Origin of the sequence: Cupriavidus sp. P-10 (genome assembly GCF_003402535.2) — a bacterium.
Lineage (GTDB): Bacteria > Pseudomonadota > Gammaproteobacteria > Burkholderiales > Burkholderiaceae > Cupriavidus.
In genome coordinates, this window is the sequence record NZ_AP025172.1 from 404,257 (window position 1) to 417,106 (window position 12,850).

The window sequence follows — 12,850 nt, forward strand, 5'->3', positions numbered from 1 at the left end:
TACGCCCAGGGATCCGTCCTGTTGATCGTGGAGTTCTGTGACCCTCGTGTCGTTTCCGCGCTGACCAAAAGAAAGCCCTCCGCCGGGCTGGGGAGGGCTGAAGTACTCTGACGTGTCGCGGAACCGCCAGCGATCATATGATCACTTGCAACCCAGCCAGATGCATCCCTCTATTTAGTAGGGTCCGGCATGCGCTGAATGCGGTGTCCACCTGCTCAGGCAGATTCCCTACTTAGCTTCGAAAGCTAATATTCTGAATGTAATTTGCACCTGTCAAAAGTTTGCGCATCACGGTAAGTTAATGCAGACGTGGTAATTTCTGAAGTCGACCGGCACCGCATGGCAAGAGCGCGCCTGAGCTGGTTGCTGCTTTGACTCATGAATCCACGGCATTAACAAATGCGGAAAATTTCAAAAGTTGCAATCAGCAGCGCTATCAACGGCCGCATCTTCGCTATGCCCGTTTTCGAGGACGGTTCGGTCGGTGACGCCCATGCTTTCGACTCCGAAGATGAGGCGCGCGCGTTTGTAGCTATGCAATACCCCAATGCAAAGACGACCCGCGTGGGCGGCGGCACGTCACCGAAGAATGCCAATCAAAGGCCCTCATCGTTGCAGGAATAAGGATAAATCAGAACACATTAAGGCAATTATCTCCCCCTCCGCAGAGTTCAGTTGGCGCCTGTCTTGCCCGCTTAGGGCGTCTGGCGGACCGGCGGCTGCGTGTTCCTAACCTCCGTAACACCGGACCGGAGTGACCGTGGACAGCAATTCCGGTCGATCCTAGTATCCCATCTAGGCGATCCGCGATCGTGATCTCGCCGGAGAAAAGGTGGGGGTTTCATCCATCGCTTCGGCCCGCCGCCGCTTGCCCGTGCGCGACAGTCCGGTGGCTGCCTGGCCGTTCTGCAAAAGCTGATGCGCGTCGCCGCATGCAGGAGGAAGCATCATGGCGCAGAAAACGGTCGACTCGAATTCGTCCGCGGCGCGCCGCGTGCGTGGCACGCAAAAGGCGCCGCGCAAGGTCGCGCTGTCGCTGCGCATTCAACCCGAAATCCTGGCTGCGTTCCAGGCATCAGATCTGGCCGAGTCGTCCTGGATGGCCTTTCAAGACTGGATCACAAGGCGGCTTCATGCGCGCCGCAGCCAACTACAGTGCTTTGTAAATCACAAGAAAAAGCCCTCTGCCGGGGTGGCTGAGGGCTGGAAGTGGTAGCGGGCAGATCGCAGCCGCCCGGGCACAGTATTGGTGCAACTGGGGCCTGCGCCAATACCTTGAATGTGGTATTCCGCTGTTCGCGAAGCGGTGTCATGGCGGAACTCCTGGAAGCAGTGAATGAAATGCCCGTTGGGCCTTTCCAGTTGCTCTCGGGTCTCCGCTTCTCGCAGTCCCAGCTTCAGGTCGCGTCCCTGACATAGCGCCAGACAACAACGTTCGCTTACTCGCACTACCGCGTCAGCGGTTTAGTGTACGCCCGTGATGGCGTGCCATCTGCAGGGTGAAAGTCCCTGTCGGAGTTGGCCACAGCTCCGTAGCCGAAGGTAACTGCGTCGTCGTGAGACGGGGTGGGGAGTAACCGGAAGCGAACTGTCGGTCCGTAGGTTAACGAACCTGTTTCGGCGGGGTATGGCGGCGAGCCTGCACTAAAGTGGCGAAGCCTGGAAGTAACACAGCACGCTGTCGTGGCGGACAAAGCGGTGCGGTGGCGTACCACGTGATTGAGGACGGAACGATGGGATGGTGGCACGAAGCAAGCGGGGAGACCTGCCGGCGAGGTGAACGCTGGCAGGAGTCAGAGTCCCGATAGTACTGCACACGGAAGCGTAGAGCCGTGGAGACCTGCGTCAGAGCAAAAGGCGCACTAGGGAAGCGGGGCAGGAAAGTTGATAGCAAAAGACCGGAAGGAAGCAGAGATGAAGATCGAAGCATCGCCAGTGTCGGAAACGACTAGACGAGATGCAAACGCGCTGGGAAGCTGCGTGCAGCGGAAATTCGCGTCAGCTTCAATCTGGACGGACGCTATGTTGGCTGCTCTACAAAACGGAGTTAAGGGAGGTAAATGGCACAGTCTGATTGACAAGGTGTTTCGCCTGGACACGCTCGCGCTGGGATGGACTCAGGTCGAGAAGAACGCCGGGGCAGCGGGAGTGGACCGCATGAGCGTGAAGCGATTCGCGCAAGCGCGGGACCGCTACCTTGCTGAACTGGCGCATGCATTGCAGGATGGTAGCTATCGCCCGCAGCCGGTGCGGCGCGTCTACATACCGAAAGGTAAAGGACGCCGCCCGCTCGGTATACCCGCTGTGAAGGATCGCGTCGTTCAAGCGGCCCTGAAGCTGGTCATCGAGCCGATCTTTGAGCATGAGTTTGAGCCGAGAAGCTACGGCTTCCGCCCGGGCTTGGGCTGCAAGGATGCACTGCGCGAAGTGGACCGACATGTGAAAGCGGGCTACTGCTGGGTGGTCGATGCCGATCTGCAAAGCTATTTTGACTCGATCCCACACCTGCCCCTTCTCGCGAGAGTGGCCGGGCGCATCGCGGACGGCCGGGTTCTGGAACTTATCCAATCCTTTCTCAAGCAAGACATCATGGAAGACATGACGCGCTGGACGCCCACTTCTGGGAGTCCGCAGGGGGCGGTCATCAGCCCTCTGTTGGCAAATCTGTACCTGCACGAGCTTGACGTGGAAATGCGTCAGGCAGGGCTGGTCATGGTGCGCTACGCGGATGACGCCGTGGTGTTATGCCGCACACGTGAGGAAGCGGAAGCTGCGCTAACTCGCATGCGGGCTTGGGTGGATGCGAACGGCCTGACACTGCATCCCGACAAAACCCACGTTGGGGATTGCCGGCTGGAGGGTCATGGGTTCGAGTTTCTCGGTTACCGGTTCGAGGCGGGCCAACGGTGGGTGCGCAAGAAGAGTCTTATGGGGTTGCGGGATAAAATCCGGGCCCTGACCAAGCGTAACAGGGGCGATTCGATCGAGAGCATCATTGCGTCGATCAACCCGACCCTGCGTGGCTGGTTCGGCTATTTCCAGCACGCCCACCGCTACACCTTCTCGTCGGTCGACGGCTTTGTTCGTCGCCGTCTGCGAGCGATCTTGCGCCGACAGCTTCATCGTCCGGGGCAGGGTCATTGCCTTCGCGATCACACCCGATGGCCAAATGCCTTTTTCGCTAATCTTGGGCTGTTCACGATGTCCGAGGCCCTTCGATTGGCGCGCCAATCCCGATGTGGAAACAACTGACTGGAGAGCCCGTCGCGGGTAAACCGCACACCGGGTTCGGAGGGAGGGGACGGCGCACGCCGTTTCCTACCCCTATACCGTCGCAAACATGTGAGGCTTCGCAGATTTTCAAATCCTGGCCGGGCCTCGGATTGGCGACATCCTGGCCCTCTTGTTGTCCGGCCACCAGGAGCGAAAAGCGTGGAGCACTGAGTCGCTGAAGCGAGGGAGTCTGAAGCCTTGTGCGCTGCGTGTCATTGACCTAGTGTGACAGAGAGGCAGCGGGCAAGGTGCGGGATTTGGCGGATGAGCTGTTAGCGCTAGCGTTGTGGCATGCTGCAGCCGCTCAGAGCGGGCAACGCTTAGCGCGTGCCGACAACTTTAACGGCGCGCACCTGGAATCGCATCGTCGCAGCCACTTGCCTTCACTGTGTGCCTTGGCGGCGAGGCCTGTTGGGACACGGTTGGCGGTTCGATCGGAAAGGACTTCGCGAATGAGCACCATCATGACCTCTCAGAACCCGCCAGGGGATTCCTTGGCCGGGATGGATGCCGTCGAGATCAAAGTCACGATCCGCCCCGATCAGGAGCTTCGTGCGGAACGCGCGATGCAGGTCAACGAGGACACCGCGGATATCCGACTTGTCTATTTCTACGACACGCCGGACCTGGATCTGCTCAAGGCAGGTATCGTTTTGCGTGCCCGCCTCGTCAAGGGCGACGCCGACGATTCCACCGTCAAGTTCCGTCCGGTAGGGGCGACTGCGCTCTTAAAGGATTGGCAGCGACTGGAGGGGTTCAAACTGGAGGCCGATTGCGTCGGCGACCATATAGTCTGCTCCGCATCCCTCACGGAGATCCAGCAGCGGGATGAGATCGACGAGGTCGCAAAGGGAAAGCGTGCCATCGACAAGCTCTTTTCCAAGCAGCAGGAGCGCTTCCTGAGCGAGTTTCACAATGGACCGGTCGATTTCGGAAAGCTCTGCGTCATGGGGCCCATTCGAGTGCTGCGCTGGAAGCTGAAGCACGAGACCTTTCCCCATGAACTGACCGTCGAAGAGTGGAGACTCCCCAACGGCGACGACCTGGTCGAGGTCTCGATCAAAGTGCTCCCGGACAAGGCGGCCCAGGCACGAGAGGCCTTCGACAAGCATCTCTTGGAACTCGGTCTTGACCCGCAGGGTGCCCAGGAAACCAAGACCCGCACGGCGTTGGAATACTTCGCCAGGGTCTGCAAGGAAGCACAGCCATAACACCTGCCCGCGTAACGCGGGCGCTGCCAGCCACCAGGAGGTCCTCCATGGCCATGATCGTTCCGCGATGGGAGTGGCGAACATTCGGCACCCATTTTGGGGTTGCGGAGACCCGGTTCGCCGAGTTGACGCCGGGCGCTGTGCAGGAGAGCGACGAGTTGTACTTCCTTGGTGGCACCGGTGGGAACGTGAAGGTGCGCGACGACCTCATGGACATCAAGGTGCTCCGGGAGGTGGACGAAAACGGTCTCGAGCGCTGGGAGCCGGTCATGAAGCAGGCCTTCCCGTTGCCCGCCGCGGACGCGGCGAAGGTGTTCGCGTCGGTCGGTCTTCCAACGCCTCGGCTTGCACGGGACGCCTACACCCTCGACCAGTTCGTCGGCGAACTGGTGGCGCCGAGTGGGGTGTTGCGCCCCGTGAAGGTCCACAAACGCCGTGTCCGCTACACCGTGGGCGGCTGCGTCTCCGAACTCAGCGATGTGCGGGCGGACGGCAGGGCCAGCCGCACCATTGCGATCGAAGCCGAGGACGCAAGCGCCGTCCTCTCGGCCGTTGCTTTGGTCGGCCTTGGCGGTTATATCAACACAAATTATGCGCTGGGCCTGCGCGCGCTGCTCGACGATGCGCCCGAACGCTACGCAGTCATCGACGTGGGCACGAATTCGGTCAAGCTGCATGTCGGCGAACGTGGCGCCGGGGGAACGTGGGACACGATTGTCGATGGCGCTGAGTTGACACGTCTGGGTGAGGGTCTGGAAAAGACGGGCGAGATCACACCCGAGGCAGCCGAGCGGACGACGAGCGCGATCGCCGACATGGTCGGCAAAGCGAGACGCAACGGGGTACGGGCGATCATCGCTGTCGGCACGGCCGGCTTGCGGATCGCCCGCAACAGTGGGGCGGTCCTTGACGCAATTCAAGCTCGAACGGGGCTGTTGATCGAGGTGATCCCGGGCGAGGAGGAGGCTCGACTGGCCTACCTCGCTGTGAAGGCGGGGCTGCGCATGCCCGAGGGCACACTGGTCGTGTTTGACACCGGCGGCGGCAGCACGCAGTTCACGTTCGGAACGGATGCGCGCGTCGACGAGCGGTTCAGCGTCGAGGTCGGTGCCGCGCGTTACACGGAACGCTTCGGGCTTGCCGGCACGGTCACCCCTGACGTGCTGCGCGAAGCACTCGGGGTGATCGCCGACGATCTAGAGCGGATTGAGGGACGCCCGCAGCCGGACGCCTTGGTGGCGATGGGTGGCGCGGTCACCAACATCGCCGCGGTCAAGCATGGGCTGGCCACGTACGATCCAAATATCGTCCACGGCACGGTGCTCGACCGCGCCGAAATCGAACGCCAGATCGAGATGTACCGGACGAGCGACGCGGCGCATCGCCGTACGATCGTCGGCCTGCAACCAAAGCGCGCGGAGGTTATCCTGGCCGGTGCGTGTATCGTCAGGACAGTGATGGACAAGCTCGGCCAGGGTTCGCTGACCGTCAGCGACCGCGGCCTGCGCCACGGCGTCCTGGCCGAGCGGTTCGGGAACTGATGGCTTGCACGGTTGCAAACGGCATGGCCTAACCTGTAGCACGGCTGCCCCTATCCGGCGTTGCGCCGATTGGTGAGCTTAGGCGGGGCTTTGGACCCTGACGCCAGCTGGTTAAGGACCGTACGGTGTCAATCGCCTACTCCGAAGGCGAAGCCATGCGAGAGGAGAGTTGCCCCGCGTACAAGCAAGGAGTTCTGGTTTTGCGGACCGGCCCATACGGTCAGTTCCGATCCTGCTCCAACTTCCCCGTCTGCAGCTACAAGACCAGGAAGAAGGACGCAACGATCTCTTCAAACAAGGGCAGCTAGTGGCCGGCTATTCCATTGTGCCCACAAGGCGGAACAAGCCGGCCAGGTGATCGCCAGCAGAAGCTCAAGTCTTTTCAATACTTGGTTTCCCGTTTCTCCTGGCGACCCTCTTGCTTTGTGTCGCGCTTGTCCTGCCTGCACTCAGCGTTGCTCTTCTGGTTTTCAGCCCTGCAGTCGATCTTGCCGGACCGCGCGTTCTGTTTGGCAGCCTGGTTTGCATCTCGGCCTTGTTGCCGCTGCTGCGATTGTTCGGTAGCCAGGGCAGCGCCCGACAATACCAGCAGTCCAGCGACTCCTGCCAGAATCGGCCCTGTCCGGGTCCAACGTCCAAATTTGACCATTTTTCATGCCCCCTTGCTGGTTGAAGCAGCTTCCACTTTATCGCCGGATGGCATCAATGCAAAGCCACGGCCCGCCGTAATCGGCTCGGTGCCAGTCGTTGAAACCTTCGCGAGCGCCCGGCGGCAAGCTATGCCGGCTCGTCCGGGCCGCGGAGGCGGGTTTTGTACACTAGCCAATAGACCCATTCGTTGGCCTCTGCGGGGCAAGTAGCGCTGGGCCGCAAAGGCCAGCAACCGTAGAAGTGCCAATCGCACCATATCTGGCCCCGCCGGCGCATGACGGCTGGTCTTACTTAGCCCGGATTCAACCACGGTGCAAGGGATAGTGCAATTTTCCGAGGTCGACCCACTTCGGCTCTTCGACACGCGTTAAGCGAACGGCAGCTTCCGAGGTCGTACGTCCGCCGAATACCACCGTGCGTTTCCCGTCGGCTGCGCACGCTATTTTGCCGCTGCGGCGGCGCTCGGCAATGTGAATCCAGGGGGTGCCTTAACCCACGGGTAGCCCTTCAACGCCATTTGATAACCGGTGTCATAGAGGGCACGCATGTATTCGTTGTCGAACTCCTCCTTGTGTGGTGCGTTGAAACTCGCTGGGATGAAGCCAAGGTTGAAATCAACGCCATCGCGCTGCGCCGTGGCATAGATACGATAAAGGTCGCCAATGCCCTGGCTTTGGATCAGTGAGGAGACCGCGCGAGCGGCAATGCTCATCGTGGAGCGCTCGACTTCCGCCCATTCCGTGTCGAGTCGGGCGTTGCGAATCACATAGAGCGTGCGCTCGCGGCTAACGCCAACTGAAGCCGCGTCCTCCTTGACGCGGATCACCGCCGGGTAGGCAAATACCTGCGCGACGATGCCGCCATCAACGTGCATTTCCTGGTAGTGTTTGCCGTCGACTTCCACGTCAATCATCATCGGCGGAAAGCCACCTGGAATCGAGGCGGAGGCGACCATAACCTTCACAAACAGGTCCAATGCGTTGGGCCCGCCATAGCTCGCGATCTTGCCCATGTCCCAGATAATCCCGCGGCGCGCATCGAGGTCAGCAGTGGCCACCAAAAGCATGCGGCCTTTGGCGTACTCGGCGGCAATCTCCTTGAGCAGATCCTCGGTCACCGATTTTCGCGTAAGCCTTAGCAGTGGCGCGTTATCGGCCATTCCGTCGCTTAACACGCCCCCAAGAAAGCTGCGCGGTTTCATAACGTCCTTTGGGGAGAGGGTCGTATAGACCTCCTTCAGCGTCGCATCATACTTCGGCCCGAGAAAGGCGAAGGGCGCGATCAGCGCACCAGTGCTTATGCCGGTGACGAGTTTGAACACCGGTCGTGTCCCAGTCTCCGTCCATGCATTCAGAAGGCCGGCAGCAAACGCACCGTTGTCACCGCCACCCGAAATCGCGGCGTACACCGCCGCAGGCATGGGCCCTTTGTGCCCCTCCCGTGCGCGGTAATCCTGTTCCCGCCTAAGTGATTCAAAAGCTGCTTGGGTGAGTTGTGGAGAATCGATCCCTGCGACGTAGCGTACCCCGGGCATGCCGGGTATTTCAGCTTTTGTTGTCAGGTCGCGGGGAACGGCCGGCAGGCGTGCCGGCGCAGTCGCGCACCCTTGCAAGACAAGCATGAAAGCCGCAATTAGGCTGAGGACGGTGGACTTGAGGTTCGGCTGAGCGTCGGCGACGCCCGCAAGTGACACCATCGCAGCGAATAACTGCCTCATGATTTCGCCCTCCCTACAGTGGGTTGGCCTTTCACCTGCAAGGCCATTGCCTCGTTACCCTGAATTGGCGTCAACATCGACGCGTATCTTTCCATTCGGCTGACGGGGCGCTGAGCACGTTCTGGGAGAGTTTACTCCTGCGGGGTCCAATCCTCAGAAGGCGGGTCGGCTTCCGGATCCAGTATGCGTGAGCTGCAATGGCGGATGACGCGACGAGTGCGACTGACGTACGAAGGGCCGTTGTCTAGCCGGGGCCGCCGCTTGAGTGTCTGTGCGACCAAGCAGCACTTTCAGAAATAAGCCGACAGTCGAATGTCGGCTTGAGAGCGCAGTCGAGTGGCCGTAGTTGGCCGGTTGCGCATGAGCAGGCCGCGCCAGAAAGCGGTCGCACGAATACGTAGCATCGTTTCGTCGTCCCGGCCGCGCTAGTAGAGATTGAGACCCGGCGGGGGATCGGCAACTGAGCGCCCGTTCCGCGCCCGAACGCAGGGAAATCGAGATCCGTGCCTTGCTGGCCGCAGCCCTGTGTTGCTGCTGGGGCTGCCGCTGTTGTGGTTCCGGCGGTGCACTGAAGCGCAAGCAACCGGCTCTGCCCCCAAACAGTTGCATTTGTGAAACGCCATACGGATGGTGCCGTCAGGCGTCTCCGATGCCCGCGTTGCGCCATTTGCAGGATGGGCGCACAGACCCCCGTCGCATACGCTTGCAAAAAACGTCACACCAAATGGGACCGGGGGGCACCATGGATGGATGCAATCTACGCACGCCTTGCGCATGGCGCGCGGCAGCGGCACGCAGCGACAGGCTGGTGGCGCCATGCCATATCGCACCGCGGCGTCGCGGCGCGCGCGCACGCTGAGGCGCGAGACCCAGGCCATGCACGCCGCCACCATCCCTGCGCGGGGGGCCGGGGATACCGGCTGGAACTTGCCGGATCCGCCATGCCGCGACGCGCGTCCGGACGATCCGTTGCTGGAATGCCTGCTCTGGCTGGCCCATCACTTCCACCGGCCGGCGTCGGCCGAGGCGCTGCTTGCCGGCCTGCCGCTTGTATCCCATCGCCTGACCCCGGCTCTATTCGCGCGGGCGGCCGCTCGCGCGGGCATGTCAGCGCGGCTGGTGCCGCGCAAACTCGAAGAGATTCCTGACCTGGTGCTGCCCGCGATCCTGCTGCTCGACCAGGGACAGGCCTGCGTACTGCTGCGCCGCGGCGAGGCGGGCACGCTGATGCTGGCGCTGCCCGAGTGCGGGAATGGCGAGCAGGTTGTGCGCACAGAAGACCTGCTGGACCGCTACTCGGGCCATGCCATCTTTGCCCGGCCTGCGCATCGCATGGATGCCGCGCACGATGGCGCGCCGCCTTCGCCCCGTGAATGGTTCTGGGGTGTGATGCGCCAATCCTGGCCGGTTTATGGCGAGGTAATGGTCGCCTCGCTGCTGCTGAGCCTGTTCGCGCTGGCCATGCCGCTGTTCACCATGAACGTCTATGACCGCGTGGTGCCGAATCATGCGCTGGAGACGCTGTGGGCACTGGCCATCGGAGTGGGGCTGGTGCTGCTGTTCGAACTGGCGATGCGTACGCTGCGTGGATATTTTGTCGACGTGGCGGGCAGGCGCATCGATGTGACGGTTTCCGCAACGGTGTTCGGCAAAGTGCTGGGCATCGAGATGAGGTCAAGGCCTGCATCGGTAGGCAGCCTTAGCAGCCAGTTGCACGAGTTCGAGTCGGTGCGCGATTTTCTGACCTCGGCCACCATCACCACGCTGATCGACCTGCCGTTTGCCGCGGTCTTTATCGCCGCGATGTTCTGGGTCGGCGGCCCGCTCGCCTGGGTGCCGCTGCTGACGGTGCCGCTGGTGCTGGGCGTCAGCCTGGCCTTACAAGGACCGCTGTCGCGCGCGGTGCGCGCCAGCAGTGCCTGCGCGGCGCAGCGACAAGCTGCGCTGGTGGAAACCCTGGTCGGGCTCGAGACGATCAAGACGGTTGGCGCCGAAGGTGCCGCCCAGCGCAACTGGGAGCAGGTGGTCGGGCAGATGGCAAAGCTGGGCCTGCGGGCACGGTTGCTGTCAGCGTGCGTGATCAACGTGTCCCTGTTCGCGCAGCAGGCCGCCACGCTGGTCGTGGTGGTCATTGGCGTCTACCTGATCGCCGAAGACCGGCTCACCATGGGCGGCCTGATCGCCTGCACCATCCTGGCCGGGCGCGCGCTGGCGCCGCTGTCGCAAATGGCCGGGCTGACCACGCGTTACCATCAGGCGCGCACCGCGCTGGCCGGCATCGACCGGATGATGGCATTGCCCGTCGAGCGCGCGCCCGGCAGGCATTTCGTGCACCGCCCGCCGTTGCGCGGAGAGATCGAGTTCCGGCAGGTCAGTTTTCGCTATCCGGGACGCGATGGCGCCGCCTTGGACGGCGTGTCGTTCCGCATTGCCAGCGGCGAGCGCGTGGGCGTAATCGGCCGGATCGGTTCGGGCAAGACCACCATCGAGAAGCTGATCCTGGGCCTTTACGCACCGGAGGCTGGCTCGGTTCTGGTCGATGGCGCAGACGTACGCCAGCTTGATCCCGCAGCGCTGCGGCGCGATATGGGCCACGTGCCGCAGGATGTGATGCTGTTCAGCGGCACCGTGCGCGAAAACATCGTGATGGGCGCACCGTATGCCGACGATGAGGCGGTGCTGCGCGCGGCGAGACTGGGTGGCGTCAGCGACTTTATCGATCGCCTTCCGGACGGTTATGACCTTCGGCTAGGCGAGCGCGGCGAAGGCCTGTCAGGTGGGCAGCGCCAGGCCATCGCGATCGCCCGGGCGGACCTGCTGCAACCGCCGGTGCTGCTGCTGGATGAACCCAGCAGCGCGATGGACAACCGCACTGAAGAGCAGTTCAAGGCACGGCTGTCCGCAGCGTTGGGTGGACGCACGCTGCTGCTGGTGACGCACCGCGGTTCGCTGCTGAGCCTTGTCGACCGCCTGATCGTAATGGACCAGGGCCGCATCGTCGCGGACGGGCCCAAGGCCGATGTGCTGAATGCGCTCGCGGGAAGGAAGCTCCATGTCGCCTCTGCCTGAGACCCGGGGTCTTCTGCGCCGCCTGACCGCAGCGCTGCGGCCGCACGCGGACGACACCGCGTTCATGGACGAGCGTGAGGCCGCAGCGGTGGCGGGGCCACGCTGGTTCACGCACTGGATCTTGTTGTGCGCGCTGCTGTTCGTGGTGCTGGCGCTGGCATGGGCCGCGCTCGCGCGCGTGGACGAAGTGACGGTGGGCGAGGGTAAGGTGATCCCGTCCAGTCAGGTGCAGGTGGTGCAGAACCTCGAAGGAGGCATCGTCGCCGAGATCATGGTGCGCCCCGGTCAGGTCGTGAACAAGGACCAGCCGCTGATGCGCATCGACGATACCCGATTCACTGCCTCGTACCAGGAGGGCCGCACCAAGGACGATGCGCTGGTGGCGCGCATCGCACGCCTGAGCGCCGAGGCCGCCGGCACGGTGTTTGTCGCCAGTGCGGCCGCCGATGCCGACAGCCGCCGCTTCGTCGCCGAGGAACGCTCGCTGTTCGAATCACGCAAGCGCGCGCTCGAAGCCAATCTGGCCGTGTTGCGCCAGCAGTCAGAGCAACGCCGCCAGGAACTGACCGAGAAGCGCTCGCGCGAGCAGCAACTGCGGCAGAGCCATCGCCTCGTGGCGCAGGAGCTGGCGATGATGCGGCCAATGGTCGCGCAGGGCGTGGTGTCCGACGTCGACGTGCTGCGGCTGGAGCGGCAGACCAACGACCTGAAGGGCGAGCTCGACGCCACGCGGCTGGCCATGCCGCGCCTGGAGGCGGCTTACCGCGAGGGCCAACAGAAGCTTGACGAGGCGGCCACGCATTTCCGCGCCGAGGCCATGCGCGAACTGAACCAGGCCAAGGCCGAACAGGCTGCGCAGAGCGCCACCAACACCGCGCTGCAGGACCGCGTCGACCGCACCCTGGTGCGCGCGCCGCTGGCCGGCATCGTCAAGCAACTCAAGGTCAATACCGTGGGCGGCGTGGTGCAGCCCGGCATGGACCTGGTGGAGATCGTGCCGCTGGAAGACACGCTCCTTGTGGAGGCGCGCGTGCGCCCAGCCGATATCGCCTTCCTGCGCCCGGGGCAGCCGGCGGTGGTCAAGCTGTCGGCCTATGACTTCTCGATCTATGGCGGCTTCCCGGGCACGGTCGAACATATCAGCGCCGATACGCTGACGCCGGAGCGCCCGGGCGAGCGGCCCGAGAGCTACTACCTGGTACGCGTGCGCACCCGCGACAACCGGCCCGGCGGCAGCGCCGTGCAGGTGCCCATCCTGCCCGGCATGGTGGCAACGGTCGACGTACTGACTGGCCAGAAGACGGTGCTCCACTACCTGCTCAAGCCCATCATCAAGACTCGCGAACTGGCGTTCCGGGAACGATAAGCGCAAAGGGAAATGCGCACAG

The 12,850-nt window shown here is 62.8% G+C and carries 10 protein-coding genes; 8 read left to right on the plus strand and 2 right to left on the minus strand.

Features of this window, described 5'->3' with window-relative positions; all coding sequences use genetic code 11:
• The first annotated feature begins 399 nt into the window (after positions 1-399).
• The 6 genes from CTP10_RS31840 (at position 400) to CTP10_RS31865 (ending at position 6,333) form a co-directional block, all read left to right on the plus strand.
• Positions 400-624: a hypothetical protein gene (locus tag CTP10_RS31840; RefSeq protein WP_116323380.1), complete on the plus strand. Its 225-nt coding sequence runs from the start codon at positions 400-402 to the stop codon at positions 622-624.
• A 325-nt stretch (positions 625-949) separates the two neighbouring features.
• Entirely contained in the window at positions 950-1,216 is a 267-nt protein-coding gene (locus CTP10_RS31845; protein WP_116323379.1) for a hypothetical protein, read from the plus strand.
• A 698-nt stretch (positions 1,217-1,914) separates the two neighbouring features.
• Complete coding sequence (gene ltrA / locus CTP10_RS31850; RefSeq protein WP_116324081.1) at positions 1,915-3,252, plus strand: group II intron reverse transcriptase/maturase; 1,338 nt, start codon at positions 1,915-1,917, stop codon at positions 3,250-3,252.
• A gap of 473 nt (positions 3,253-3,725) precedes the next feature.
• Complete coding sequence (locus CTP10_RS31855; RefSeq protein ID WP_116323940.1) at positions 3,726-4,484, plus strand: hypothetical protein; 759 nt, start codon at positions 3,726-3,728, stop codon at positions 4,482-4,484.
• Positions 4,485-4,531: 47 nt separating this feature from the next.
• Positions 4,532-6,025 carry a Ppx/GppA phosphatase family protein gene (locus tag CTP10_RS31860; RefSeq protein WP_116323939.1) on the plus strand — a complete coding sequence of 498 codons (1,494 nt, stop codon included), beginning with the start codon at positions 4,532-4,534 and terminating at the stop codon, positions 6,023-6,025.
• 155 nt (positions 6,026-6,180) lie between these two features.
• The gene (locus CTP10_RS31865; protein ID WP_116323938.1) at positions 6,181-6,333 is read left to right on the plus strand and encodes a topoisomerase DNA-binding C4 zinc finger domain-containing protein; all 153 of its coding nucleotides are present in this window, start codon (positions 6,181-6,183) and stop codon (positions 6,331-6,333) included.
• Between the two features lie 74 nt (positions 6,334-6,407).
• Here CTP10_RS31865 and CTP10_RS31870 read toward each other — a convergent pair whose 3' ends face one another.
• A complete protein-coding gene (locus tag CTP10_RS31870; protein ID WP_116323937.1) occupies positions 6,408-6,674 on the minus strand; it encodes a hypothetical protein in 267 nt (88 codons plus the stop codon).
• A 441-nt stretch (positions 6,675-7,115) separates the two neighbouring features.
• Entirely contained in the window at positions 7,116-8,393 is a 1,278-nt protein-coding gene (locus CTP10_RS31875; protein ID WP_233528490.1) for a patatin-like phospholipase family protein, read from the minus strand.
• 876 nt (positions 8,394-9,269) lie between these two features.
• On the opposite strand from CTP10_RS31875, the gene CTP10_RS31880 reads away from it, so the two are divergent.
• Both CTP10_RS31880 and CTP10_RS31885 read left to right on the plus strand, forming a co-directional pair.
• On the plus strand, positions 9,270-11,462 hold the full coding sequence (locus CTP10_RS31880) for a type I secretion system permease/ATPase (protein ID WP_116323941.1): 2,193 nt from the start codon (positions 9,270-9,272) through the stop codon (positions 11,460-11,462).
• Positions 11,446-12,828, plus strand: coding sequence for an HlyD family type I secretion periplasmic adaptor subunit (locus tag CTP10_RS31885; RefSeq protein ID WP_116323936.1), 1,383 nt, complete (start codon positions 11,446-11,448; stop codon positions 12,826-12,828). The genes CTP10_RS31880 and CTP10_RS31885 overlap by 17 nt, the downstream gene beginning before the upstream one ends.
• Positions 12,829-12,850 lie beyond the last annotated feature (22 nt).

Coding starts and splice junctions, on each gene's coding strand:
- CTP10_RS31840 (WP_116323380.1), top strand. CDS start 400: ATGCGGAAAATTTCAAAAGTTGCAATCAGCAGCGCTATCAACGGCCGC.
- CTP10_RS31860 (WP_116323939.1), top strand. CDS start 4,532: ATGGCCATGATCGTTCCGCGATGGGAGTGGCGAACATTCGGCACCCAT.
- CTP10_RS31870 (WP_116323937.1), bottom strand. CDS start 6,674: ATGGTCAAATTTGGACGTTGGACCCGGACAGGGCCGATTCTGGCAGGA.
- ltrA (WP_116324081.1), top strand. CDS start 1,915: ATGAAGATCGAAGCATCGCCAGTGTCGGAAACGACTAGACGAGATGCA.
- CTP10_RS31875 (WP_233528490.1), bottom strand. CDS start 8,393: ATGAGGCAGTTATTCGCTGCGATGGTGTCACTTGCGGGCGTCGCCGAC.
- CTP10_RS31865 (WP_116323938.1), top strand. CDS start 6,181: ATGCGAGAGGAGAGTTGCCCCGCGTACAAGCAAGGAGTTCTGGTTTTG.
- CTP10_RS31855 (WP_116323940.1), top strand. CDS start 3,726: ATGAGCACCATCATGACCTCTCAGAACCCGCCAGGGGATTCCTTGGCC.
- CTP10_RS31880 (WP_116323941.1), top strand. CDS start 9,270: ATGCACGCCGCCACCATCCCTGCGCGGGGGGCCGGGGATACCGGCTGG.
- CTP10_RS31845 (WP_116323379.1), top strand. CDS start 950: ATGGCGCAGAAAACGGTCGACTCGAATTCGTCCGCGGCGCGCCGCGTG.
- CTP10_RS31885 (WP_116323936.1), top strand. CDS start 11,446: ATGTCGCCTCTGCCTGAGACCCGGGGTCTTCTGCGCCGCCTGACCGCA.